This is a genomic window from Paraburkholderia kirstenboschensis, from assembly GCF_032806925.1.
Lineage (GTDB): Bacteria > Pseudomonadota > Gammaproteobacteria > Burkholderiales > Burkholderiaceae > Paraburkholderia > Paraburkholderia kirstenboschensis.
The window spans coordinates 3,010,804-3,036,083 of sequence record NZ_CP136512.1; the positions used below are offsets into that span (position 1 = coordinate 3,010,804).

The following is a 25,280-nucleotide window of genomic DNA, read 5'->3' on the forward strand; positions in this document are numbered from 1 at the left end:
GGCGCGATATCTCATTCGCGACAGGCGTCACGCCGTGTATTTGGATGCTACGGGTTCAGCATAAGAGGACATGGTGCGACCGGCCCCCGTCCAGATTGGGGGGGCATGTGCAAACCGCGAGCGGCCTCCCCCCACGAGGAGAGGGGCGCGAGCGCGGCGCCACGTTCATAGTGAACGCAAGCCACACCCATCAGAGAGAGAAAATGACCGACGTATCAGCAGCATTCCTGAGCGAACAGGAAGTGATGATCCGCGATTCCGCGCGCACCGTCGCAACAGAGATCGTCGCCAAGACCGCGGCCGAGCGCGACCGCACTCATGCGTGGCCGGGCGACGAGCTCGACGCTGTCGCGAAACTTGGCTTCCTCGGCATGCTTGCGCCGGAGGCGCACGGCGGCTCGGGCGCCACTTTTGTCGAGTACTGCCTCGCTATCGAGGAACTGGCGGTTGCCGACGCGGGCTTCGCCACGGTCGTCCACGTGCATAACACGATCACCGGACTGATCGCGGCACAAGGCACCGAAGAGCAGAAGCGGCGCTTTCTGCCTCGCCTCATAGCGGGCGAGACCTATGGGGCCGGGCTTTTTTCCGAGCCCCAAGCAGGTTCGGACACCGCGGCGTTCAGCACGTCCGCACGGCGCGACGGCGACCATTACGTGCTGAACGGCACCAAGCAGTTCATCTCGAACGGCAACAAGGCCGGCGTAGCCGTCGCGCTTGCAATCACCGGTCAGAGCGCGGGCAAGAATGGCGCGAGCATGTTCATCATCGACACGTCCGAGCCCGGCTATCATGTCGCACGCGTCGAAAACAAACTGGGCCAGCGGTCGGCGCATCTCGCGCAGATCCAGTTGATCGACTGCCGCGTGCCCGCCGGCAACATCATCGGCGAGGAAGGTAGCGCGTATAAGAAGATGCTGCGCGGCATGTCCGAGGGCCGCATAGCGATCGCGGCGATTGCAGTCGGGACCGCGCGCGCCGCGCTCGACGCCGCTGTGCGCTACGCCAGGGAGCGTGAAGCCTATGGCGCGCCGATCATCAACTTGCAGGGCGTCGCGTTCGATCTTGCCGACATGGCGACTCAGGTCGCGATCGCCCACCAGTTCGTGATCCATGCGGCGCGGCTGTGTGCGGCGGACCTGCCGTGCGCGAAGGAGGCGTCGATGGCCAAGCTATTCGCCTCCGAGATGGCTGAGAAGGTTTGTTCGGATGCGCTGCAGATCCACGGCGGCTATGGATACCTGAACGACTTCCCCGTCGAGCGTTTTTACCGCGACGTGCGTGTCACGAAGATTTACGAAGGCACGAGCCATATCCAGAAGCTGATCATCTCGCGCAATCTTTGAACGGTGTGCAACGAGTTTCTATTGCGCCCGGTACGAGCAAAGCCCCGGTATTGCGACCGGGGCTTTTTCATGCGCATACTTGAGGTAACGCGGCACGGCGGGGCGTGAAGCGGCAGGTGCAAGCTGGCAACGCGCTCTACCGCAGCCGCAGCCACAGCCACAGCCACAATCGCAATCGCAGTGGCCGCTACTTTGCCGCGAACTTCGCGCACGCCTCCCGAAAGAAAGACGAGCGAACAAGGCTGCGCTGCACTTCACGCTCGGCGGCAAGCGACTCCTTGATCGACATATGCGCAGCGTCGTCCACGAGGCGCCGGCACTCCGCTATCGCGTCTTTCGGCAATGCAGCGAGCTTATGTGCGCACGCGAGCGCCTGCGGCATTAATTCCGTGTCGTCGACGCAGCGCCATACCAAGCCCCACTGCTCCGCCTGCTCACCGCCAATGCGATCGCCGAGCAACGCCATGCCCAGCGCGCGTGGACGCCCGAGCGCGCGCGCGATCACCCAATTGATGCCGAGATCCGGCGCCACGCCGAGCTGCGCGACCTGAGCGACGAGAAAATACGCGGAGCGCGCGCAGAGCACGATGTCCGCGGCAAGCGCGTAGCCCATTGCACCGCCTGCGCACGGCCCGTTCACCGCGCTGATAACAGGCACCGGCGACCCGGCGATGAAGCGCGCAATCGGATTACCGAATTCCTCCATGAGCATGCCGATGCCGCTCGACAATGCGTCGGCACCTTCCTGCGCAAGCGCGTTGAATGCATGAACGTCCCCACCTGCCGAGAACACACGCCCCGCCCCGGTCAGTACGATGGCACGCGCACCTTGCGCAACGACTTCAGGAAGCGCTGCGCCCAGTTGCTCGAGCATTGCACGGTCCATCACGTTCCACGGCGTTGCACCCTTCATCGTGAGGATGGCGACGCTCTGCTCCCAACTGATTTCAACCATTGAACGACTCCCCCGCCGAATTGGCCGGCCAGCAAATGAGTATGGGTAAGCAACGCGGCGTGCGACCGTTGACCAACGACAACAGGACGCCGCAGCAATTGCCAGCGTCCTTCGTCACGTCGTGCACTGAAGTGCGGCGCCGCACCGCGTCTGCCGACGTTAAGCCTTACCGAGAATGGCGATATGCTCGAGCGCCTCTTCCACGCGCCACAGACCGCCGCCGTTGCCCTGGATCGCGAAGCGGGCGCCTTCGACCTGACGCGCTCCGCAATTTCCGCGCAGTTGTTCGACCAGCTCGAAAATCTGCCCGAGACCGGTGGCGCCGATCGGGTGTCCTTTCGACTCGAGCCCACCCGACGGATTGACCACGATCGAGCCGCCGAGCGATGTCTCGCCGCGCTCCGCGAGAACGCCGCTCGCGCCCGGCTCACGCAGACCCAGCCCTTCAAACGTAATCAGCTCCCCGATCGCGGTGGCGTCGTGCAGTTCGGCGACATTGATTTGCGACGGGCCGATGCCCGCCTGCTCGAACGCGTCCTTCGCGGCTTGCGGGGTGCAGGCGTTCGCATAGTCGTCCGCCGCGCGCGCGGAGCCCGAGCGCAGCACGCTTGCCATCACCTTGATCGCGCGCTTGCGATCGAAACCGTACTTTTTCAGCGCGCTTTCCGTACAGAGGATCGCGGCAGCCGCGCCGTCGGAAATCGGCGAGCACATCGGCAACGTCATCGGATAGGTAATGGGCGGCGCGGCCAGCACTTCGTCGATTGTCATCGGCCTACGGTATTGCGAGCGCTCGTTGTGCACCGAATGATTGTGATTCTTTGCCGCGACGGCCGCGATCTGCCGCTGCGTGATGCCAAAGCGCGACATGAACGCACGTCCGAGCGCCGCATACACGTCCATGAACGGGCTATACGGCTTGTCCGACTGCGAACCCGGCGGCGGCACGATGTCCTTGCCCATGCCCGCGAGGCAACTCTTGTTGTCCTCCAGCGTTTCAATATCCCAGGCCGATTCGAAGCACGAGAACATCTTCGCCTTGTCGTCCGAGTACATTTTCTCAGCGCCGACTGCGAGTACGACGTCCGCCGCGCCCGCGCGCAGCTGCATCACAGCCAGATTGAATGCCGCGCTCGACGACGCGCACGCGCCCTCCACGTTGTAGATCGGAATGCCGCCCAGCCCGATCGGCAAGAGTGCGACCTGGCCGCGAATCATGTGCTGGCCGTCGAAATGACCTTGTGCCGTGTTGCCGAAGAATGCAGCCCTGATCCATTTGCGGTCGCAGGCCGCGTCGTTCAGCGCGTCCTCGACTGCCCACGCGGTAAGCTGCTTGACGCTCTTGTCCATGTGGCGGCCAAACGGCGTCATGCTCACGCCGACGATATAGATGTCTTCCATGTCTTCTCCAGTTCGAATAATGCCGTTCGTCTCACAAGCGGCCGCGCACCATGCTTGGGGAGCGGGCCGCCCGTTGCCCGGTCCCGCAACGATCAGTAGCCCTTGAATTCCGGCTTGCGTTTTTCGACGAACGCGCGCAGCCCTTCCTGTATGTCGTATGAGCGCTGGTGATTGCGCAGTTCCAGCACCTCGTGCCGCAGCGCGTCCGCGACCGGCTTGTCTGCCGATTCGTCGGCGACGCGTTTCATCTTCGCGAGTACCAGGGGACTTTTAGCCGCCAGTTTCTCGCCGATTGCCTGCACGCGCTCGATCAGTTCCGCGTCTGCGACCACCTCGGCGACGAGGCCGTACTGCTTCATCTCCTGCGCGGACACGGAATCGCCAGTGAACAGCAGGTACTTCGCGATGTTCACCGGGATCTTGCGTGGCAGTACGGCTGCGCCGCCGCCACCCGGAAACACGCCGAAGTTCGAGTGAGCGTCGCCAAAGCGCGCGCTCTGTGCCGCAATCAAGAAATCGCAGGTCATCACAGCTTCCAGCCCGCCCGCGAGCGCGAGGCCATTGACCGCCGCGATGACAGGACGCGGAAACGCACGCAACGTATCGAACAGTTGAATGATCTCGTCGAGAAAGTCTTTTTCGCCCGGTTGAGCGGGCGCCCCGGCGGTCTTCAGATCGGCGCCCGCGCTGAACGCCCGGCCCGTGCCCGTCACGGCGACGACACGCACCTGCGGGTCTTCCCGCCATTGCATCAGCTTCGCCGTGATGCCTTGAACCATGTCGCGCGACAGCGCGTTCATCGCGTCGGGACGCGCGAGTGTGATCCAGGCCACCGGGCCTTTCAGTTCGAATGTGACGCTCATCTGTCTGCTCCCCAATCCGTGCCAGTTCTGTTGGAAGTTCGCGTGCTGCAAATGACTTAACGCTACGCAGGAAGGCCGTTCATGCGTTGAAACGATAGAGCGCGCGCCGCGCGGATTCCCCTGCATTTGCGGGGGGGCGTTCGAAAAAAATGGCCGTTTGGTCAGGGAGAAGACGAGGTTTGCGCGCGCGACGAACGTGCTAGCATCCCGTCACCGTAGAAGTGAAACCATGACGTTCCAGAACCCGCCACTCGACGAACTCAACGTACCGGCGAAATTCGCGCCGCCGCGTGTCAGTCCTCGCCATATCGTGCGCAAAAAACTGCTCGATAGCCTGCGGGACGCGCAGCATTGCGCGCTCACGCTCGTCACCGGCAATGCGGGCTTCGGCAAAACGATTCTCCTCGTGCAGTGGCGTCAGGAACTCATGAAGGCAGGCGCAGAAGTAGCATGGCTCGCGCTCACGGCGGATCATCGTCACAGCGACGTGTTCTGCCGCGATCTGCTCGGCGCGCTCGCGCCTCTTGGCGTGGAGTCCGAGGCCGCGCCGTTGGCGAGCCGCGACGACCGCGCGTGGCCGGTCGAGCCGGTGGCAGCGGCGATCATTGCGGGCGTGCAGCGCGTCGGGAAAGACCTCTATCTGTTCATCGACGACTTTCAGCACGTTGACGATTCCTGGGTACACGAGCTAGTGCACAAACTCGTCACTCACAGCCCTGCGAATCTGCATATGGTGATCGCCTCGCGCACCACGGCGCCGCTTGGCCTGAGCCGCTTGCGCGTGTATGGGCAACTCGCCGAGGTGGGCCTCGAAGACTTGCCTTTTAGCGTCGACGAAACGCAGGCGTTCTTCGAGCAGAACATCGCGACAATGAAGCTCACCGCCAACGAAGTGCAGCTGATCCAGGACGTCACGCGCGGCTGGCCTGCGAGCCTCCAGCTTGTCGCGCTCATGCTGCGAAACCGCCCGGCCGCGCGCGGTCAGGTGACGGCGCTGTTGCGTCGCTCGGGCGACCTGCACAACTACCTCGCGGAAAACGTGATTGCGCCAGCGCCGGCCGCAATGATCCAGTTCCTCGAAATGCTCGCGCCGCTGCGGCGCTTCAATGGCGCGCTCGCGGCACACGTTACGCAGCACGTTCAATCGGACGCTCTGCTGCGCCGCGCCGACGAGGAGTTGCAGCTGATTCAGCGCGTACATACCGGCGATCGCGCGCCGTGGTATCGCTTTCATCCGCTGCTTGGCGAGTTTCTCTGCAACCGGCTCGCACAACGCGGCGATGAGAGCTTGCAGACGCTGCACCGGCGCGCCAGCGTGTGGTTTGCAAAGCATCAGATGCCGGCCGACGCCGTGCGCCATGCGAATCTCGGCGGCGATCTCGAACTCGCAGTGCAGATCATCGAGCAGTCGATGCCGCCGGATTGGCGCTTCGGTGCCGTTGCCGCGATGGTCCAGCTACTCGACCATATGCCCGAGGATGCCCTCGTCGCGCATCCGCAGCTCTCGTTCCTTGCCTGCCTGAGTTGTGCGCTGAGCGCACGCACCGCCGAGGCGCAACGCTGGCTGGAGCAGCTTGGACGTAGCGAGTCCAGGCTTCATGCCGATATGCACAACCAGCTTGCGCTTGCCGAAGCGACCATCGCGATGCAGCGCGACGAAAGCGAACGGGTCATCGAACTGCTCGGGCGCGAGCCCGAGTCGTGGCCTGCGAACCGCACGCTGCGCTATATCTACGTCGCCGCGCTCGTGACCGGCTATGCGCATGTGGGCCGCTTGCAGGAAGCGTTGAAACTGCACGACGAGCATGCCGTGCCGGGCGCCGACCAGGGCAGCGAAATCGCATTGATGTTCGAAGCGACGCTGCCTGCGGCGCTTCTCGTGCATGGACAGGTCCGCGAGACGGCGCGCCTCGCATCTGCGCTGCTTGAGCAGGCAGAAGCGGGCTATGGTCGTCACTCGGTGCCGGCTGGCCTATGCGCCGCGATGCTGAGCGATGCGTACTATGAACTCGACCGCATCGACGACGCCCGCGACGTGCTCGCCAACCGCACAGGGCTGCTATGCGCATCCTGGCCCGACGTGATGGTCGATGCTTCGGTCTGCCATGCGCGGCTCGATCGACTGGATGCAGGATCGGGCGCAGCTCTGGCATTTTTGCAGGAACAAGCCGACCATTTCCACAGCATGAACCTGCTGCGGCCGGCCGCGGTCATGCTGGCGGAACAGGTGTGCATGCTGCTTCGCGACGGCGATCATGTCCGGGCGCAAGGCGTGTTGGCAAGGCTGAAGGCGCTCGCCGACACCCCGCAACGCGCCGCCGGCACGGCAGCCGAGATTCGCGCGATTACCCTGTCGACGTGCGCGCGGCTAGCCCTCGTAGACTGCAACGCAAAAGAGGCGCTGGCAGCACTCGACCAGGTCCGCGCGTTCGCGCACGTGGCCGGCCGCGCAAGACTTCTCGTGCGGGCGAACCTGCTCGCCGCGGCGGCATGGGACTCGCTGCAGGAACGCGAGGAGGCTCACCGAAGCCTGATCGAAGCGCTCAATGCAGGCGCCGATCTCGGACTCTTACGCACATTCATCGACGACGGCGAGCCTGTCGTCGCCGGTCTCGCCGCACTGCGTGGAGTACGGGGGCTGACGCCGTCCGCAACGTCGCTGCTTGAAACCGTGCTGGACAAGCTCTGCGTGTCGACTGCGAGCGCTGCGCGGGCGGGCAAGTCATCCGCCGCGCAATCATTGCAACACGAAAGCGTGAACCTCACGCCGCGCGAACGCGAGATTCTCCTGTTGATCTCGCAGGCCATGTCGAACAAGCGTATCGCGCTGACCTTGAACATCTCTGTCGGCACGACCAAATGGAACGTGCGCAACATCCTGAACAAGCTCGACGTCTCGACGCGTTATGACGCGATGGTGTGGGCGCGCGAACACGGCTACATCGCATAGGCCTGCCGCAGGCATACACCGCGCTCCGCGCACCCCTGTCCTAAATAGGGGGCCGCGTCCGTCGCATTACCACGTTACATAGCACGCCACCCTTCCCCTCCGAGGGGTGTGGACGCGCGTTGCGCTCCCTATCATTGGGTGCATTCATTCATCATGAGGCACACCATGACGTCGCAGAGACAAGGCCCGTTGACCGGGATCCGTGTACTCGAGATCGCGGGCATCGGTCCCGGGCCGTGTTGCGGCATGCTGCTCGCCGACCTGGGCGCGGACGTCGTGGTGGTCGACCGCGTGGCCCCCGGCGCCGACCGACTCGACCTCGCGCAGCACGACATTCCGAATCGCGGCAAGCGCTCTATCGTTGCGGATCTGAAAACGCCCGAAGGCGTTCAAACGGTACTCGACCTCGTTGACCATTGCGATGCGCTTATCGAAGGCATGCGCCCTGGCGTGATGGAACGGCTGGGCCTCGGGCCGGACGCGTGTCTCCTGCGTAATTCGCGGCTGGTGTACGGGCGCATGACGGGATGGGGGCAGACCGGACCGCTTGCTCACGCTGCGGGACACGATTTGAACTACATCGCGCTGTCGGGCGCGCTCTGGTATTCCGGGCAGCCGGGCGAGACACCCATGACCCCGCCGAGTCTCGTCGGGGACATGGGCGGTGGAGCGCTCTATCTTGCGATCGGCCTGCTCGCCGGCATCATGCATGCACGCGTCACCGGTCAAGGACAGGTTGTCGACGCGGCCATCGTCGACGGCAGCGCGCACATGATGTCGCTGCTCCTCGCGCTTCACGCGTCCGGCCAGTTCACTACGGCACGCGGACAAAGCCTGCTGGACGGCCCGCACTGGTACAACACCTATCGCTGCGCCGACGGCGGCATGATTTCCGTCGGCTCCGTCGAACCGAAGTTCTATCGGCAGTTGTGCGAGAAGCTCGGGCTTGCCGACGACCCCGCCTGCAACGACGCCAACAACAGGCACGCCTGGCCTGCCTTGCGCGAGCGGTTCACGGCGCTTTTCGCGAGCCGCCCGCGCAATGAATGGTGCGCGCTGCTGGAGGGCACGGACGCATGCTTTGCGCCCGTTCTCAGCCCCGAGGAAGCCGCCGCGCATCCGCATATGCAGGCGCGAAACATCTACACACGAGAAGGCGGCGTTTTGCAGCCCAATCCCGCGCCGCGCTTTTCGGCGACGCCCGCGCACGGTCCGCGCGCGGTTCCCCGCCGCGGCGAACACACAGGCACGGTGCTGAAAGACTGGTCCGCGCGCTGATTGCGGCGGTCGTTCTCGCCTTCGCACACGCTTCCAATACCAAGGATGACTGATGAATAAAGACCTATCGAGCCTGTTCCTGAGCGAACAGCAAATCCTGATTCGCGATAGCGCACGGCGCGTAGCAATCGAAATCATCGCGCCGACGGCGGCGCAGCGCGATCTCGAATCCGCGTGGCCGCATAAGGAACTGAAGGAACTTGGCGAACTCGGCTTTCTGGGCATGCTTGTTCCGGAGGCGTATGGCGGAACGCAAGCGGGCGTGCTCGATTTCTGCCTTGCGCAGCACGAATTCGCGGCCGCGGACGCAGGGCTTGCGACGATCCTCCACGTTCACAACTTCACGGCAATGTGTATCGCCGAGAACGGCACCGAAGAACAGAAGCGCCGCTTTCTGCCAGCCATGGCCAGCGGCGAGGCGATCGGCGCATTCCTGTTGTCGGAGCCGCATGCCGGATCGGACACAGCAGCGTTGCGCGCGAGCGCGGTGCGCGACGGCGACCACTACGTGCTCAACGGCACGAAGCAGTTCATTTCGAACGGTAGCGAGGCCGGTGTAGGCGTCGCGTTTGCAATCACGGACAAGAGCGCCGGCAAACGCGGCGCGACCACATTCATCGTCGATACATCGAAACCGGGCTATCTCACGACACGCGTGGAAAGCAAGCTCGGGCAGCACACGGCTCACACCGCGCAGATCAGCTTGGAAAACTATCGGGCGCCGGTCTCGGACCGCTTGGGCGCCGAGGGCGAAGGCTACCGCACGGTCATGGGCGGATTGTCGGACGGCCGCATCGGCATCGCTTTCATTGCCGCCGGAGCAGCGCGCGCCGCGCTCGAAGCGGCCGTCAAATATGCGAATGAGCGCGAGGCGTACGGCGCGCCTATTGCGCGCCTTCAGGGTGTGGCGTTCGATCTCGCCGACATGGCCGCACAAGTCGATGTCGCCTTTCAGTACTGCATCCATGCAGCGCGCCTGCGGGACGCGGGCGTCGATTGCATGAAGGAAGCATCGATCGCGAAGCTGTTTGCAAGCGAGATTGCCGAGAAGGTCTGCTCGAACGCTTTGCAGATTCACGGCGGCTACGGCTATCTGTGCGACTTCCCTGTCGAGCGCTATCTGCGTGATGCGCGGGTGTGCAAGATTTATGAAGGCACCAGCCACATTCAGAAGATGATCATCTCCCGTCATATCGGCTGACGCCGGTCTCCATCCGCTTCGGGCCTGCAAGCAGGCCGAAGCGTTTCGTTTCGTCGATCAGTATCGACTCCAGCGGATTTGCGCAGTCACCGGGTCGTAGATCCACCGGCGGGCATGGCGCCCGTCGCGTCATTCGCGGACTCACCGCCGAGCCGCCGAAGCGAGCGCGCCGGGTTGATGAACGCGACGCCCACTGCACTGCCAGCCACTAGCAACGCGCCGCACAGTACGAAACCCTGTTCGTAGCCGCTTGAGGCACTGCCTGCTTCGACCAGGCGGCCGGTCAAAATCGGAGCAATCACACCTGCCAGCGAGGCAATCGAATTACCGATCGCAAGCATGGCGCCGCGCTGCCCAAAAGGCGTGACCTCGTCGAGAATCGCGGGGCACATCGCATAGCTGAAGGTGCCAAACGCAATCACGCAAATGACGGCCACTTCGCGGACCACGAGCGAAATGCCGGGTATGACAAGACAGATGAACATCGTGCCGCCGAGCACCTGACACGCGGCGGCTGTCCAGCCTCGCGCAAAGCGCGACGGCACGCCGCGCGCGATGAGCCGTTGAACGACGAGCGAAACCGTCAGCGACACCGGTATGCCGAACATGATCGCGAGCGCGTAGAGGCGGCCGGAGGTCAGCGCGTCATAGCCGAGGCCGTTCTGGAAATACGCGGGCAGCCAGGTGAAGATGAGCACGATTGCCCAATACGAGACGAACTGCATCAGCATGCTCGCGAGGACGGTTGGATCCGTCAGCAACCGACGGTAAGGCACGTGAGCGCGCGCAACGGCAGCCGCGGGCGTATCGTCGATGGTGCCCTCCCTCCCGAACATCAGCCATACGGCGGACCATGTCAGGCCCGCCACGAGCAGTACCAGGAAGTTCGCGCGCCATCCCCAATGCAGCGTGATCAACGGAACTGTCACGCCGGCAATCAGCAGCCCCAACGCTGCGCCCGCGCCGATCAGCGAAACCGGCAGGATGCGCTTGCCAGGCGGGAACCACTTATAGACCGCATGAATGGCCACTGGATAAGCCGGCCCCTCGGTAAGACCCAACGTGATACGCGCGGCTACGAACACGGCTACCGACGTGGAGAACACCAACGGAATCTGGCACACCGCCCAGGACAGCGCCATTACCAGCAGCAGCCAGCGAGCGGCGACCCGGTTAGACAAAAAGCCTCCGGCGATGCCGCCGAGGGAAAACAACCAGAAGAAACTGCTGCCGATCACGCCGAACTGCGCGGGTGAAATGTTCAGTTCGTTCATGATGGGCACGGCCAGCATACCGACGACGATCTTGTCGACAAAGTTGGCCATCATGAAAGCTAGTAACAGAAGCGCAATGCGCCATGCGGTCCGGGGCTCGTATTGCATATTCATTTCATCCCTCGATGTATCGCGCAAACGAATGGCCCCGGTCACAGGGACGCGTTGTCGTTGCGCCGAACGGTAGCGTGTCGCGTCGATCGTTGGTCTCAGCGAATCCCATTCAGGGTTCAACGACGTTGAAGTGGCCATTGAAGGTGTCGAGAGTGGCAAGCATTGCGAGGAACTGCTGCTCCTCACCGGCGAGCTCGATTTCCCCTTGCTGGATCGCCTCGCGAAAGCCTGTCTCGCCCATCAGAATACGATTGAGGGTCGCGCGGCTCATGGCTACCGTGACCTGCGGCATTTTCCGGTGCACCCCCGGCCAACTGGTGAGCGCGCCGTGCTGGAGGTTCAGCGCGTAGCGGTTGCCCGTATCCGTGAACTGCCAGTCGATTCGCAACTCCAGCGCCTGGGCTTTCAGCCCGTCCACACGCACGGCAAGATAGTCGAAGAACATCTGATCGCTCATTGCGCACACCATGTCGGCACTACGTTTGCCGTAGGCGGGCGCCAAACCCAGCCCCTCGCGAAGCTCGCGGGAGCCGAGCAGGAACGCATTGCGCCACGTCGCGGATTCGGCCTGAAAGCCCATCTGTTCGAGCGCCGCCGCTCCGAGTTCACGCGCTTCGCGCAGGTCCGGTTGTGCAAACACCAGGTGGTTCATCACCTGCGCAACCCAGCGGTATTCGCCGAGCTCGAAATCGCGCCGCGCGCGCTCCAGCAGCGTCTGCGCGCCGCCCATGTACTCCACGTAGCGCACAGCCGCCTGCTCCGGCGGCAGCGCGTGAAGATTACTTGGGTTGCCGTCGTACCAGCTCAGGTAGTACTGATAGATTGCCTTCACGTTGTGCGAGACCGTTCCGTAATAGCCGTGCGTATGCCACTGGCCGCTCAGGGTCGCCGGAAGCCGCATGCACTCCGCGATCTCCAGCGCGGTCATGCCGTGATTCATCATGCGGACTGTCTGATCGTGCAGGAACTTGTACAGGTCTCGCTGCTCTTCCAGAAAGGCCGTGATTCGTTCGCTGCCCCACGTGGGCCAGTGATGCTGGGCGAACACCACATCGGCGTGCGGCGCATAGCGCTCGAGCGACCTTGACAGATAGCGCGACCACAACTGTGCGTTGCGAACCTGCGCGCCGCGCAACGGGCAGAGATTGTGCATGGTGCGCGTGCCGTTTTCCGCGAGGTTGAGCGCGCGCAGTTGCGGGAAGAAAAAGTGCATTTCCGCCGGCGCTTCGCTATCCGGAGTCAACTGGAAAACGATCTCCACGCGGTCGATTGTGTGCGTCTCCGTCTCATTGCAGATCAGTCGCGTCGGCTCGATGAGCGTCAGGGTTCCGCGCGGGCCATTTTTGCCGAGCCCCGAATCGATCTGACAGCAGGCGCTGCGTGCGAGCGTATGCCCAAACTGGAATTGCGCGCGGCGTGCCATCACGGTCCCGGCGAGGACATTCTCGGAGAGGGCCTCTTCCATGAAGCCGTTCGGCGCAATGACGACGACCCGACCCTCGCGCACATCCGCCTCGGCGACGATGCCCTTCACGCCGCCGAAGTGATCGGCGTGACTGTGACTGTAGATCACCGCCACGACCGGCCTCGCGGGACGATGCGCGAGATACAGCTGAAACGCGGCCTGTGCCGTTTCCTGCGTGGACAACGGATCGATGATGATGAGCCCCGTATCCCCTTCGACGATTGTCAGGTTCGACAGATCGAAGCCGCGAACCTGGTAGATCTGCTCGGCCACCTTGAACAATCCGTGGATAGCATTCAGCCGGGCCTGGCGCCATAACGCGGGGTGCGCGGTCGCCGGCGCCTCAGGGTCGTCGAGGAAGTCGTAATCGGCAAGGGTCCAGACCACGCGGCCAAAGGCGTCGCGCACTTCCGCGTTCGGAATGGTGGCGATGAAACCACGCCGCGCTTCCTCTTCGTCCAGGTGGTCCTCGACGGGCAACTCGCGCAGCGCCTGCTGCTGGGCAGCGATGGTGGCAGCTGTGGCGACGCGCTGCGCGGCCGGCTGCGCCGGGGCTTCCGATGATTGAACAGACGACATGGTGGATTCCAGATGCGTTGCGACGATCGGATCGCACGCACGCGCTTCGTCGCGCGCGTGCGCGTTGGCGTGTAGCCATGCGGGCCGCCCGATGTGCCGAATGTATTGAATGTGCCGGGATCAGGCGTGCTCTATTGGAGCCTGGCGACAGATATAATTCAATTGCAAGTTTGTCATCGCATCTCTGCATAAGGCGCATAGCTTGAACCTCAAACGGCTTGAACATCTGATCGCTGTCGTCGAAGCGGGGTCGCTCGCCGCCGCGGCACGCCGCGTTCATCTGTCGCAACCGGCGTTGACGCGCAGCATTCAGGCGCTAGAAGCCGAAGCGGGATTGCCTCTGTGCGAACGAGGCCCACGCGGCGTCACGCTGAACGCCGCGGGGCAGATGGTGGCCGAACGGGCACGGCGAATCCTGTTCGAGACGAACAGCCTTGCGCGCGATCTGGTTCTTCTTCAGCAGCATGAGGTGGGAAGCGCGGACTTCGGGCTCGGGCCGCTGCCGGCGGCGATCATGCTGCGCGAGGTGCTTTGCGCGCTCAATCGCGACTGGCCCGGCTTGCGCGTGAATGCGGAAGTCAATGAAGGCGAGGCGCTGGTCGAATCGCTAAGGGCCGAGCGGCTCGACTTCGTCGTGGTCGAACATCGTTACGTCCCGCTCTCCGCTGAATTGAAAGTCACCCGTTTGCCCGTCGAGCCGGCCGGCTGTTTCGTGCGCCCGCACCATCCGCTGCTTGCGGACGAGATGACAGTGGAGCGTCTGCGGCAATCCGCGCTGGCTTGCGTACGCGCACCGCAAAGCGCGTTGGCAAGGATGCGCGAGGTCCTCGGTTGCCTGCCCGGCGAGAATCTGCATTTTCAGGTCATCACCAACGATTTTCATTCGCTGATTCACATCACGCGTCACTCCGACCTCGTCCTGCTCGCGCCCACGCGCGCGTTGGCGGAAGAACTGGAGTCAGGCAGGCTGGTGCAATTGACGGTACCGGCAGTCTTCAATCTGTCCGCTCAATTCGCCATTGTGAATCTGGCCCAGCGGACGCTGTCGCCGTCTGCGCAGCGGGCGATTGCCGCAATTGAAGCCGCGGGCAGCTGAGCAGCAAGCATTCAACGTCCCGAATGGCCGGCGTATGAGCGATGCGGCCGGTCTCGCAATCGGCCTCATGATGCGGAGGGAACGGTGCGTGGGCTCATCGTATGCAACGGCGCCCAGACCCACGCGCGAACTTCCAACTAGTTAGGAACGCTACGAAAGCTACGCACGCAGCCGCGCACGCGCGGCACCTGCGATGCGTGCGAGCGTTTCCGCGCTCAAATGCGCGGCGATTTTGTGCACGTATTCGTGATGCCGCGCCTGCAACGGGGCGCCCAGTTGCTGGGCGAGCAGGTAGCGGATCAGCGCGATGCGCCGGTGCCGCAGCAGCATGCTCTGATCGAGCAGCGCGAGTGCGGCATCGGCATCGCCTTGTTGAAATGCGCGCTCGGTGAGGCGCGCGGTGACGACTCGGGTCGACGTCATGTGAGTCTGGCAGCGCGAAGGCCGCGAGCGGTCCACGGGAACAGCGCTCGCGGCGTCACGACAGTCACGACATCAATGGCTCGGCTGCATCGAGCATGATCTTCACGAAGTAGTCGGCAAAGCTGCGACGCACGACGATGTCGAAACTGTCCGCGCCGGTGGGCACGAGCGTCATCGACGCCTTGAAGTAATGGCTTTGAGCGCACTGCCCGTCGCCGAACAACTTGGGATGCAGATCGAGCGGACAGCCGCGCGAGAGCACTTCACGAGTGCGAGCGCCGCTGATTTCGAGCACCGTATAGCCGCTGCCGATATCCACCGCCGACGCGAACACGCCCGCAAACGCCGCACCGAGCTTCGCCTGCAACGGCGCGGTGCGCGTTGCGTCATGCGCGGTGGCCGAGCGCACGAGCCATTCGTCGGGTCCGAGCCACAGCATGTCGTAGCCGTTGCCGCGCGCGACCGTGTTGGCTTTTTCCGGCGGCGGGCAACCGAGCACGTTTTTCACCGCCTGCACAAACGCGGCGTCGCGCGTGTCGCCTCGCACGTTCACGAGTTCGAGAAACGGCCGCTCGCTTAATCTGAATGCCGCGCTTGCCGTGGCCTGATGCTTTTTCAGCAGCGCATCCACACCCACTAGCGGCGACTCCTGCCATACGCCGGTTTGCCTGCCGACAGCACGATCCACGACCGACGCCGCCGTTTTGGTTTCATTCCACATGTTGACGCGCTCCTTCGCTGTCGTAGAACACCGAGCTGGTGATCTTCGCTGCAATCTGTTTGCCGCTCGAAAGCGGGACTGTGACCGTTTCGCCGATCTTCTCGAGACCGCCCTTCACGACCGCCATCGCAATCGAGCGCTTGAGAATCGGACTGTAATAGCTCGACGTGACGTGTCCGAGCATCGGCGCGGTGTCGCCCTGGAACGGACCGGCGACGATCTGTGAGCCTTCGGGTATCACGAACGACGGATCGTCAGAAAGCAGCCCGACCAGTTGCTTGCGCCCTGCCTTCGCCGTGTCCGAGCGGGTCAGCGAACGCTTGCCGAGAAAGTCCTTCGACTTCGCGACGAGCCCGCCCATGCCCAGGTCGTAAGGCGTCATCGAACCATCGGTATCCTGACCGACGATGATGTAGCCCTTCTCCGCCCGCAACACGTGCATCGTTTCCGTGCCATACGGCGTGATGTCGAACTCGGCACCCGCGGCCATCAACGCTTCCCACACCGCGCGTCCCACATTCGCCGGCACGTTCACTTCATACGCGAGTTCGCCGGAGAAGCTGATGCGCATCACACGCGACGCCGCGCCCGCAACGGTGCCTTCGCGATAGCTCATGAACGGAAACGCGGCATTCGCGAAGTCGATGTCATGACACACCTTCTGCAAGACCTTGCGGCTGTTGGGGCCGACCACGGCGAAAGTCGCCCAGTGATCCGTGACCGACGCAAGACGCACGCGCATGTCCGGCCATTCCGTTTGCAGCCAGCGTTCCAGCCACGTCAGCACACGCGCCGCGCCCCCGGTGGTGGTGGTCATCATGTAGTGCTGGTCGGCGAGGCGCACGGTCACGCCGTCGTCGAAAATCATGCCGTTTTCGTCGAGCATCAGGCCGTAGCGGCACTTGCCGACTTCGAGTTTGCTCCACGGATTCGTGTAGACCCAATTCAGGAGCTTCGCAGAATCGGGACCCTGAATGTCGATCTTGCCGAGCGTCGATGCGTCCAGAATGCCGACGCTGGTACGCACCGCGAGCGATTCGCGTGCGACGGCCGCATGCATGTCCTCACCCGCCTTCGGGTAATACCAGGGACGCTTCCAGTTGCCGACGTCCTCGAAAGCAGCGCCGTTCTCCACGTGCCATTCATGCACGGCCGTCTTGCGCACCGGATCGAGGAATTCGCCAAGCTCGCGGCCCGCGAACGTGCCGAACGTGACCGGCGTGTAGTTCGGGCGGAACGTGGTGGTGCCGGTCTCCGGAATCGTCTTGCCGAGCGCCTGCGCGAGAATCGCCATGCCGTTGATGTTGCCAAGCTTGCCCTGATCGGTGCCGAAGCCCATCGCCGTGTAACGCTTCACGTGTTCCACCGACTCGAAGCCTTCGCGCGCGGCAAGGAAAATATCCGCAGCGGACACGTCGTTCTGGAAGTCCACGAACTGCTTGGGTCCGCGCGTTGCGAGCTCGCGTCCGCCGACGAGCCACAGCGGCTCTATTTTCGTTTCGCTGATCCCGGCGACCTGAACCGGATTCGGCCGGGCGACGATATGGCCTGCGGCGCGCGCGGCCTCGACGCCTGCATCGACGGCGAAACGGATGCCCTGGCCCAGCGTGAAATCGCCGTTGCAGGCACCGACGCTCGTCTCCGGCTGCATCGCCTTGCCGGGCACGAAGCAGGCTTTCTGGTCATGCCAGTGCGCCTTGCCGCCCGACTGCGCGAACAGATGCAGCACAGGGCTCCAGCCGCCGGACATCGCGAGCAGATCGCAGGACAATTCGCTTTGCTTCGCGCCCACCTGGCCGCTTGCATATGAAGCGATATCCACCGACGCCACGCGCAGTTTGCCGTGCGCCGCCGTGATGACGGCGCCGCCGATCACCTTCACGCCATAGCGGCGGGCAAGCGCGGGCAGCGTGCCCTTCGATTCACCCGCGCGCGGATCGATCACCGTCACCTGTGCGCCGGCCGCTTTCAGGTCGAGTGCGCATTGATAGCCGTCGTCGTTGTTCGTGAAGACTACTGCGTCGCGGCCCGGCAATACTGCATAGCGATGCAGATACGTCGATACCGCTGAAGCCAGCATCACGCCCGGCAGATCGTTGTTGCCGAACACGATGGGCCGTTCATGCGCGCCGGTCGCGAGAATCACGCGTTTTGCGCGGATCTTCCACATCAGTTCACGCGTGCCCTTGCGTTGCGACACTGGCAGATGATCGGTCAAACGCTGAGTAACCGTGACGAGATTGTGGTCCTGATAGCCAAACGCGGTGCTGCGCGTGAGAATCTTCACCTCGGGCATCTGCCGCAGTTCGTCTTCGATCTTGTGCATCCACTGCAACGCGGGCTTGCCGTCGATCTCCGCGCGGCACGACAGCAGCGAGCCGCCGAGTTCCGGCTGATCGTCGACCAATGTCACGCGTGCGCCCGACAATGCGGCTGCGTGCGCGGCTGCGAGACCGGTCGGCCCGCCGCCCACCACCAGCACGTCGCAATGTGCAAAGCACTTGTCGTAGCGGTCGGCGTCGAGTTGCTCGGGCGCCTTGCCGAGACCCGCGGCGTCGCGAATCACTTCTTCGTACTTCGGCCAGAATTTGCGCGGCCACATGAAGGTCTTGTAGTAGAAGCCCGCCGGAATGAAGCGCGCGAACTTCTGATTGACCGCCATGCGATCTTTCTCGATGCTCGGCTTCGCATTTACGCTGTTCGCGACGAGCCCCTGATACAGCTCGACTTCGGTCGCGCGCGCATTCGGCACCGTGTAAGCGCCGGTTTCGAGTTGCACGACAGCATTCGGCTCTTCCACACCCGCCGTGACGATGCCGCGCGGCCGGTGATATTTCCAGCTACGCGCAACGAAATGCAGCCCGTTGGCGAGCAATGCCGAAGCCAGCGTATCACCTTGATAACCCTGATACTGGCGGCCGTTGAACGTGAACGTAAGCGGCAATGCGCGGTTGATGCGCCCGCCATTCGGGAGTCGGTCTTTCTGGCTCATTGCGTCTTGCCCTCTTGTGCCTGGCCGTCGTTGCTGTCCATCTTGAGCAGCGGACGGTCGAACGTTTCATAGCCCTGGATCTCGTAGCTCACCGTATCGCGCTGCGCCTTGAACCAGCGGCGGCAGCCTTGCGTATGCATCCATTGCTCACGATGCACGCCGCGCGGATTCTTGCGCATGAACAGGTAGTCGCCCCACTCCTTGTCGGTGAGCTTTTCGGTATCGAGCGGACGGGCAATGTCCGCTTCGCCGCCGCAGGAAAATTCGGTTTCGGCGCGTGGCCCGCACCAAGGGCATTCGATCATCAGCATGTTTGTCTCTCTATCCAGCTCTAGCGCGTTAGTGGGCGACGGCGGCGGCGCCGTGTTCGTCGATGAGATGGCCGGTGTAGAAACGATCCAGCGAGAAGGGCGCGTTCAGTTCATGCGGCTCGTCTTTCGCGATGGTGTACGCATAGGCCCAACCGGAACCGGGGGTCGCCTTGAAGCCGCCCGTGCCCCAGCCGCAATTGAAATAGAGCCCCTTCACGTCGGTCTTGCTGATGATCGGGCATGCGTCCGGCGAGACGTCCACGATGCCGCCCCACTGCCGGTTCATGCGCACGCGCGAAAACACCGGGAACATCTCGACGATGGCTTCGAGCGTGCCTTCGATAATCTGGAAGCTGCCCCGCTGCCCGAAACCCGTGTACTGGTCCACGCCCGCGCCAATCACCAGATCGCCCTTGTCGGACTGGCTGATATAAGCGTGCACGGCGTTCGACATCACGACCGTGTTCACCACCGGCTTGATCGGCTCGGACACCAGCGCCTGCAACGGATGGCTTTCGAGCGGCAGACGCACGCCGGCCATGTCGGCGAGCGTGGACGTATTGCCCGCCGCCACCACCGCGACTTTCTTCGCCTTGATGAAACCCTTCGTCGTATCCACACCCGTCACCTGGCTGCCGTTACGGCGAATGCCGGTTACCTGGCAGTTTTGCACGATGTCGACGCCCGCCTGGTCCGCGCCGCGCGCGAAGCCCCAGGCCACCGCATCGTGACGCGCGACGCCGCCGCGCCGCTGAATCGACGCGCCCAGCACCGGATAGCGGCTATTCAGATTGATGGTCGGCTCGAGTTCCTTGATCTGCGCGGGTGTGAGGAATTCGGCGTCGACACCGTTCAGCCGGTTCGCATTCACGCGCCGCTCGGTGTCGCGCACGTCCTGCAACGTGTGCGCGAGATTCATCACGCCGCGCTGGCTGAACATCACGTTGTAGTTCAGATCCTGCGAGAGACCTTCCCACAGTTTCATTGCCTTTTCGTAGAGCGCGGCCGACTCGTCCCACAGATAATTCGAGCGGACGATGGTCGTGTTGCGCGCCGTATTGCCGCCGCCGATCCAGCCTTTTTCGAGCACGGCGATATTGCGCACGCCATGTTCTTTTGCGAGGTAATACGCGGTGGCGAGACCGTGTCCGCCGCCGCCGACGATCACCACGTCGTACTCGCGTTTGGGCTCGGGACTCTTCCACTGTCGCTCCCAGTTCTCGTGATACGACATCCCGTTGCGCAAGAGGCTGAATATCGAATAGCGGCTCATCGTTGGTCCTTGTGGGTACTGTCGGTGCTGTCGGTGCTGTCGGTGCTTGATGGTGCTTGATGCGTGGTGCTTCACAACGTCCTGAATAGAGCGTTGTTCAGCACTCGATGACGTTCACGGCCAATCCGCCGCGCGACGTCTCCTTGTATTTCGTCTTCATGTCCGCGCCGGTCTCGCGCATCGTCTTGATGACATTGTCGAGCGACACGTAGTGCTGGCCGTCGCCTTTCATCGCCATGCGCGCGGCGTTCAGCGCCTTGATCGCGCCCATCGCATTGCGCTCGATGCACGGAATCTGCACGAGCCCGCCGACGGGATCGCAGGTCATGCCCAGGTTGTGTTCCATGCCGATTTCCGCGGCGTTTTCGACTTGCGTCGGCGTGCCGCCCATCACGGCGGCGAGCGCCGCGGCGGCCATCGAGCAGGCCACGCCCACTTCGCCCTGGCAGCCCACTTCGGCGCCGGAAATCGACGCCGTTTCCTTATAGATAATGCCGATGGCCGCAGCGGTCAGCAGGAAGTTGACGATGCCTTCGTCGTTCGATGCATGCATGAACTTCACGTAGTAGTGCAGCACAGCCGGAATCACGCCGGCCGCGCCGTTGGTCGGAGCGGTCACGACGCGCCCGCCTGCCGCGTTCTCTTCGTTCACGGCCATCGCGTACAGGTTGATCCAGTCGAGCATGGAAAGCGGATCGCGCAGCGACTCCTCCGAGCGCGAGCGCAATTGCCCACACAGGTCCGCAGCGCGGCGCTTCACATGCATGGGTCCTGGCAATTCGCCGCGCACCTTGCAACCGCGTTCGACGCAAGCCGACATCGCTCGCCAGATCGCGAGCAGGCCTTCGCGCACTTCCTGTTCGGAGCGCGCCGCGCATTCGTTGCGCAGCGTCACCTGCGCGATCGACAGGCCCGTTTCGCGGCACACGCGCATCAGATCGTCGCCGGTGCGAAACGGATACGGCACCTCGGCGCCTGCACGTACGCCGTTCACGCGATCGCCCTCGCGGTTCACGACGAAGCCGCCGCCAATCGAGTAATACTCTTTTTCAACCAGCAGCTGCCCGTACTCGTCGAATGCCTGAAAACGCATGCCGTTCGGATGCACGATGCCCGAGCCGGGCGCACCCGGCATCAGCTTGCGGAAAAAGCCGAGATGCTCGCGCTCGTCGAATGTCACCGGATGCTTGCCGAGCAGCGCGAGTTGCTTCGTCTCGCGAATCGCCTGCAAACGCGGCTCGATCGTGTCTGGATCGACCAGTTCGGGAAGATTGCCTTCGAGGCCGAGCAGCACCGCTTTGTCCGTGCCATGGCCCTTGCCCGTCGCGCCGAGCGAGCCGAACAGTTCGACCTTCACGCGGCGCACGAAGGCGAGCAGGTTTGCGTCTTCGATATGCGACGCGAAGCGGCAAGCAGCGATCATCGGCCCGACGGTGTGCGAACTGGAGGGACCGATACCGATCTTGAACAGATCGAATACGCTGACGTTCATGGCGTGCCTTGTGCGTTGCAATGCCTGGGTGGCGGGATTTACCTCGAAACAGGCCCTATTGCACCGCACGTCAAATTGGACCGATAGAATAAAAACGGCATGACAGTGGGATAGTGGCGTCAAGCGCACTGCCCGCCAAGCGCCACGGCGTATTTACGAAGGCTTCTGACGCATTTGCGACAGGCGCCGACCTTGCGGCTCGCGATGCTGACGGCACTTGTGATCAATGCCGCGATGAATCCCGGTGCTATGCTTGACTCAAACCTTTTCCGCTCTGGCTGCATGCATGAACTCCGCTGAACCGCTTCCCCTTCAATCTATCGACGGCACGCCGAAGCAGCGCATCCGCTTTGGCATCATCCTGCTGCCGAACTTCACGCTGACGGCGTTTTCGGGTTTCGTCGACCTGTTGCGTCTGTCCGCGGACGAAGGCGACTTCAGCAAGCCCGTGCGCTGTTCATGGAGCGTGATAGGGGAAACCCTTGCTCCGGTACGCGCGAGTTGCGGGATCCAGATCACGCCGTGGGAAACCTTCGACAACGCCGAGCCGTTCGATTACGTCGTCGTGGTGGGCGGCCTGCTGCATTCGGGACCTGCCGCGAACGATGCAACGCTTGCGTTCATACGCCGCGCCGCGGCGACCGATGCAACGCTCGTCGGCATGTGTACCGGCGTGTTCTCGCTGATGCGCGCGGGCGTACTCGACGGTCATCGCATTTGCGTAAGCTGGTTTCACTACTGGGATTTCATCGAGCGCTTTCCTTCGGTGAATGAAGAGGCGCTGGTGGCGGACCGGCTCTTCGTGATCGATCGCCGGCGCATCACGTGTTCAGGCGGGCGGGCTTCCATCGACGTAGCCGCAGCCATTCTTCTGCGCCACTTCGAAACCGCGACCGTGCAAAAAGCACTGCGCATTCTGCTCGTGGACGACATGCAGAAAGGCAACGCGCCGCAGCCGCATCCGCGGGGACTTGCACCTGCTGCGCACCCGAAAGTGAAGCGCGCAATTCTGCTGATGGAACAGCACGTGGGACGTTCGCTTTCACTCGATGAACTCGCGCGCAAGCTCGACCTGTCGCCGCGTCAATTGGAAAGGCTTTTCAAGGCGCAAACCGGCAAGGCGCCGCAGGCTTATGCGAAGCAGGTGCGCCTGCGCACGGCTGCCTGGCTGTTGACCAGTTCGGACAAGACCGTGGCCGACATTGCATCGAGTTGCGGCTTTTCCGATGCGTCGCATCTGGGCCGCGAATTCCGCAAGCAATTCGGCTTACCGCCGATGATGTATCGCGAGCAACGCGGCACGGCGGCTGAAGCGGAATATGGTGCGGATTTTGATGAGACGTTTCCGGGGCGGGCGCAGGCGATTTGAGGCCCTGATTCAAGGCTTTTTGTCGATGCCGTTTGATTTTAGCCCTTGATTGACAGCCTGAAACCGCGCAACACAAGTTTCCGCGCCGCTTTACGCGGCGCGAAACGCAGATATCACTTCCCTGCTACATACGCCTTCACTGCCGGCAAACCATCCTTGCCGTCGAACGTCTTCACGCCCGCGAGCCACTGGTCGAGCACCGCCGGGTTCGCTTTCAACCACTCGCGCGCGGCCTTGTTGGGGTCCGTTTTGTTCATGATCGGCAGCATCACGTGGTTCTCGATGTCGGTCGTGAAATGCAGGTTCGACACGAGTTTCGCGACGTTCGGGCAGCGCGTCGAGTAATCGGTCGGCGTGACCGTCATCACCTTGGCTTCGCCATAGTTCGGGCCGAATACGTCATCGCCGCCGGACAGGTAGTCGATCTTCATCTGCACGTTCATCGGATGCGGTTCCCAGCCGAGGAACACAATCGGCTTCTTGTCGCGGATCGCACGGTTCACCTCGACGAGCATGCCCGCCTCGCTCGACTCCACGAGCTTGAACTTGCCGAGCCCGTACTGATTGCTGTCGATCATCTTCTTGATCAAGGCATTGCCGTCGTTACCCGGCTCGATGCCATAGATCTTGCCGCCGAGCTTGTCGTAGTTCTTCGCGATGTCGGTAAACGTTTGGATACCCGCCTGATACGCGTAGTCCGGCACGGCAAGCGTGTACTTTGCGCCCGTCAGGTTCGGCGTGGGCAGCACGCTCAGCTGACCGGCCTTTTTGAACGGGTCGATCATCGGGTCCATGGTCGGCGACCAGTAGCCGAGGAATACGTCGATCTGCTTGCTCTTCACACCGGCAAAGGTGATCGGCACAGAGGCGATCGTCTTGGTCGGCTTGTAGCCGAGTCCTTCGAGCACCGTCGAGGCAAGCCCTGTCGTAGCGGCGATATCGGTCCAACCGACGTCGGCGAAGCGGACGTCGCGGCATGTAGCGGGTTCGGCAGCGAATGCCGAAGGAACAGACGACACAGACAGCACGCACAACGACGCAGCCCACAAACGTTTCATGGCGTTTCCTCAGGGTGATTGAATGCTTGACTGGTTTATTACGCGGAGTTCTTCGACGCTGCCTTTTGCGCATCGAGGCATGCGCGAACGCACGCCACCGAACTCGAAGCACAAACGTCCTACGCCGACAGCCGCCGCTCGACGCTCGGTGCGTGACCGAATTGCGCGCGGTACGCCTTGCTGAAATGACACGGCGAATGAAACCCGCAAACGGCCGTGACGCGCGCGATGGAAGCGTCGGTGTTGCGCAGCAATTCACGCGCGCGCCGCAGGCGCAGCGTCAGGTAATAGTGCGTCGGCGATACGCTCAGGAACATCTTGAACATGCGCTGCAAATGGCGCTGCGACAGATGCACGAGCCGCGCCAGTTCGTCGAGCGATAAGGGCTCTTCGATATTCGCCTCCATCAATCGCACGACCTCTATCAGTTCGGCGCGCGAGAAACCGACACGGGCGTCGACGGGAATATGCTGATAATCCGTCGAGCCTCGTATCCTTTCCACGATGAACTGCTCGGACACCTGGGCCGCGACCGGATGACCGAGTCGCATGGCAACCAGTTTCAGCATCAGATCGAGCGGCGCGGTGCCGCCCGTGCAGGTCATGCGGTCGCGGTCGATCACAAAGAGTTCGTCGGCGAAACGCACATGCGGGTAGCTCTTGTGCAGCGGCGACATGTCTTCCCAATGCACCGTGCAACGATAGCCGTCGAGCAGCCCGGCTGCGAGTAGCGCATACGGTCCCGTGCAAATGCCGCCGAGCGGTACGCCCTCAGCCGCCACGTCGCGCAGCAGGCAGATCACCGTTTCGTTGACGTAATCGCGCACATGCCAGCCCGCGCAGACTATCAGCACGTCGGGCATGCCGGCTTGCGCGAGCGTCGTGGTGGGCTTCACCGTAATACCGTTGCTCGCCCGCGCCGGTTCGCCATCCGGCGTGATCACAGACCACCTGTAGTGCTCCGCGCGGCCCACATAGTTGGCCATGCGCAGCACCTCGACCGCGCTCGTGAACGCGATCATCGAAAAGTTCGGCAGCGTCAAAAAGCCGACGTGCGCGAGCCGGGAAAGCGGCGAATCTGAAGGGGCCTCGACCTGGGTGATCGCGTCGCGCTTCATG

Annotated in this window: 19 protein-coding genes; 6 read left to right on the forward strand and 13 right to left on the reverse strand. The window is 63.0% G+C overall.

Going from position 1 to position 25,280, the window contains the following annotated elements; all coding sequences use genetic code 11:
* The first annotated feature begins 203 nt into the window (after window positions 1–203).
* Window positions 204–1,346 (forward strand): acyl-CoA dehydrogenase family protein, encoded by a 1,143-nt coding sequence (locus tag RW095_RS22440; RefSeq protein WP_317018449.1) that lies wholly within the window; start codon window positions 204–206, stop codon window positions 1,344–1,346.
* Between the two features lie 187 nt (window positions 1,347–1,533).
* Here the strand turns inward: RW095_RS22440 and RW095_RS22445 are convergent, their stop codons facing one another.
* The 3 genes from RW095_RS22445 to RW095_RS22455 all read right to left on the reverse strand — a co-directional run bounded on the left by RW095_RS22445 (window position 1,534) and on the right by RW095_RS22455 (window position 4,565).
* Window positions 1,534–2,301: an enoyl-CoA hydratase-related protein gene (locus RW095_RS22445; RefSeq protein ID WP_317018451.1), complete on the reverse strand. Its 768-nt coding sequence runs from the start codon at window positions 2,299–2,301 to the stop codon at window positions 1,534–1,536.
* 159 nt (window positions 2,302–2,460) lie between these two features.
* Window positions 2,461–3,702, reverse strand: a complete 1,242-nt coding sequence (locus tag RW095_RS22450; RefSeq protein WP_317018452.1) for a thiolase family protein — start codon at window positions 3,700–3,702, stop codon at window positions 2,461–2,463.
* A gap of 92 nt (window positions 3,703–3,794) precedes the next feature.
* The gene (locus RW095_RS22455; RefSeq protein WP_317018454.1) at window positions 3,795–4,565 is read right to left on the reverse strand and encodes an enoyl-CoA hydratase/isomerase family protein; all 771 of its coding nucleotides are present in this window, start codon (window positions 4,563–4,565) and stop codon (window positions 3,795–3,797) included.
* 229 nt (window positions 4,566–4,794) lie between these two features.
* On the opposite strand from RW095_RS22455, the gene RW095_RS22460 reads away from it, so the two are divergent.
* From RW095_RS22460 to RW095_RS22470, 3 genes are all read left to right on the forward strand, one after another.
* Entirely contained in the window at window positions 4,795–7,515 is a 2,721-nt protein-coding gene (locus RW095_RS22460; protein WP_317018455.1) for a LuxR C-terminal-related transcriptional regulator, read from the forward strand.
* 165 nt (window positions 7,516–7,680) lie between these two features.
* A complete protein-coding gene (locus RW095_RS22465; RefSeq protein ID WP_317018457.1) occupies window positions 7,681–8,793 on the forward strand; it encodes a CaiB/BaiF CoA transferase family protein in 1,113 nt (370 codons plus the stop codon).
* A gap of 52 nt (window positions 8,794–8,845) precedes the next feature.
* Complete coding sequence (locus RW095_RS22470; protein WP_317018458.1) at window positions 8,846–9,994, forward strand: acyl-CoA dehydrogenase family protein; 1,149 nt, start codon at window positions 8,846–8,848, stop codon at window positions 9,992–9,994.
* Window positions 9,995–10,080: 86 nt separating this feature from the next.
* On the opposite strand, the gene RW095_RS22475 is transcribed toward RW095_RS22470, so the two are convergent.
* Window positions 10,081–11,382: an MFS transporter gene (locus tag RW095_RS22475; RefSeq protein WP_317018460.1), complete on the reverse strand. Its 1,302-nt coding sequence runs from the start codon at window positions 11,380–11,382 to the stop codon at window positions 10,081–10,083.
* Between the two features lie 109 nt (window positions 11,383–11,491).
* Window positions 11,492–13,426, reverse strand: coding sequence for an alkyl/aryl-sulfatase (locus tag RW095_RS22480; protein WP_317018461.1), 1,935 nt, complete (start codon window positions 13,424–13,426; stop codon window positions 11,492–11,494).
* A gap of 202 nt (window positions 13,427–13,628) precedes the next feature.
* Between RW095_RS22480 and RW095_RS22485 the strand changes: the two genes are divergently transcribed.
* Window positions 13,629–14,522, forward strand: a complete 894-nt coding sequence (locus RW095_RS22485; RefSeq protein WP_317018463.1) for a LysR family transcriptional regulator — start codon at window positions 13,629–13,631, stop codon at window positions 14,520–14,522.
* A gap of 159 nt (window positions 14,523–14,681) precedes the next feature.
* On the opposite strand, the gene RW095_RS22490 is transcribed toward RW095_RS22485, so the two are convergent.
* The 6 genes from RW095_RS22490 to RW095_RS22515 form a co-directional block, all read right to left on the reverse strand.
* Complete coding sequence (locus tag RW095_RS22490) at window positions 14,682–14,945, reverse strand: hypothetical protein (protein WP_128583945.1); 264 nt, start codon at window positions 14,943–14,945, stop codon at window positions 14,682–14,684.
* Between the two features lie 64 nt (window positions 14,946–15,009).
* Window positions 15,010–15,666 carry a sarcosine oxidase subunit gamma gene (locus tag RW095_RS22495; RefSeq protein ID WP_317018465.1) on the reverse strand — a complete coding sequence of 219 codons (657 nt, stop codon included), beginning with the start codon at window positions 15,664–15,666 and terminating at the stop codon, window positions 15,010–15,012.
* Complete coding sequence (locus RW095_RS22500) at window positions 15,656–18,658, reverse strand: sarcosine oxidase subunit alpha family protein (RefSeq protein WP_317018467.1); 3,003 nt, start codon at window positions 18,656–18,658, stop codon at window positions 15,656–15,658. The genes RW095_RS22495 and RW095_RS22500 overlap by 11 nt, the downstream gene beginning before the upstream one ends.
* Entirely contained in the window at window positions 18,655–18,969 is a 315-nt protein-coding gene (locus RW095_RS22505; protein ID WP_128583947.1) for a sarcosine oxidase subunit delta, read from the reverse strand. Before RW095_RS22505 ends, RW095_RS22500 begins: the two co-directional genes overlap by 4 nt.
* Window positions 18,970–18,997: 28 nt before the next feature.
* Window positions 18,998–20,242: a sarcosine oxidase subunit beta family protein gene (locus RW095_RS22510; RefSeq protein ID WP_020067487.1), complete on the reverse strand. Its 1,245-nt coding sequence runs from the start codon at window positions 20,240–20,242 to the stop codon at window positions 18,998–19,000.
* A gap of 97 nt (window positions 20,243–20,339) precedes the next feature.
* Window positions 20,340–21,734, reverse strand: a complete 1,395-nt coding sequence (locus RW095_RS22515; protein ID WP_317018470.1) for an L-serine ammonia-lyase — start codon at window positions 21,732–21,734, stop codon at window positions 20,340–20,342.
* A 286-nt stretch (window positions 21,735–22,020) separates the two neighbouring features.
* On the opposite strand from RW095_RS22515, the gene RW095_RS22520 reads away from it, so the two are divergent.
* Window positions 22,021–23,103, forward strand: a complete 1,083-nt coding sequence (locus tag RW095_RS22520; RefSeq protein WP_317018471.1) for a GlxA family transcriptional regulator — start codon at window positions 22,021–22,023, stop codon at window positions 23,101–23,103.
* 113 nt (window positions 23,104–23,216) lie between these two features.
* Here the strand turns inward: RW095_RS22520 and RW095_RS22525 are convergent, their stop codons facing one another.
* Together RW095_RS22525 and RW095_RS22530 are read right to left on the reverse strand one after the other, a co-directional pair.
* Complete coding sequence (locus RW095_RS22525; protein WP_317018473.1) at window positions 23,217–24,161, reverse strand: choline ABC transporter substrate-binding protein; 945 nt, start codon at window positions 24,159–24,161, stop codon at window positions 23,217–23,219.
* A 119-nt stretch (window positions 24,162–24,280) separates the two neighbouring features.
* Window positions 24,281–25,279, reverse strand: coding sequence for a GlxA family transcriptional regulator (locus RW095_RS22530; RefSeq protein WP_317018474.1), 999 nt, complete (start codon window positions 25,277–25,279; stop codon window positions 24,281–24,283).
* Window position 25,280 lies beyond the last annotated feature (1 nt).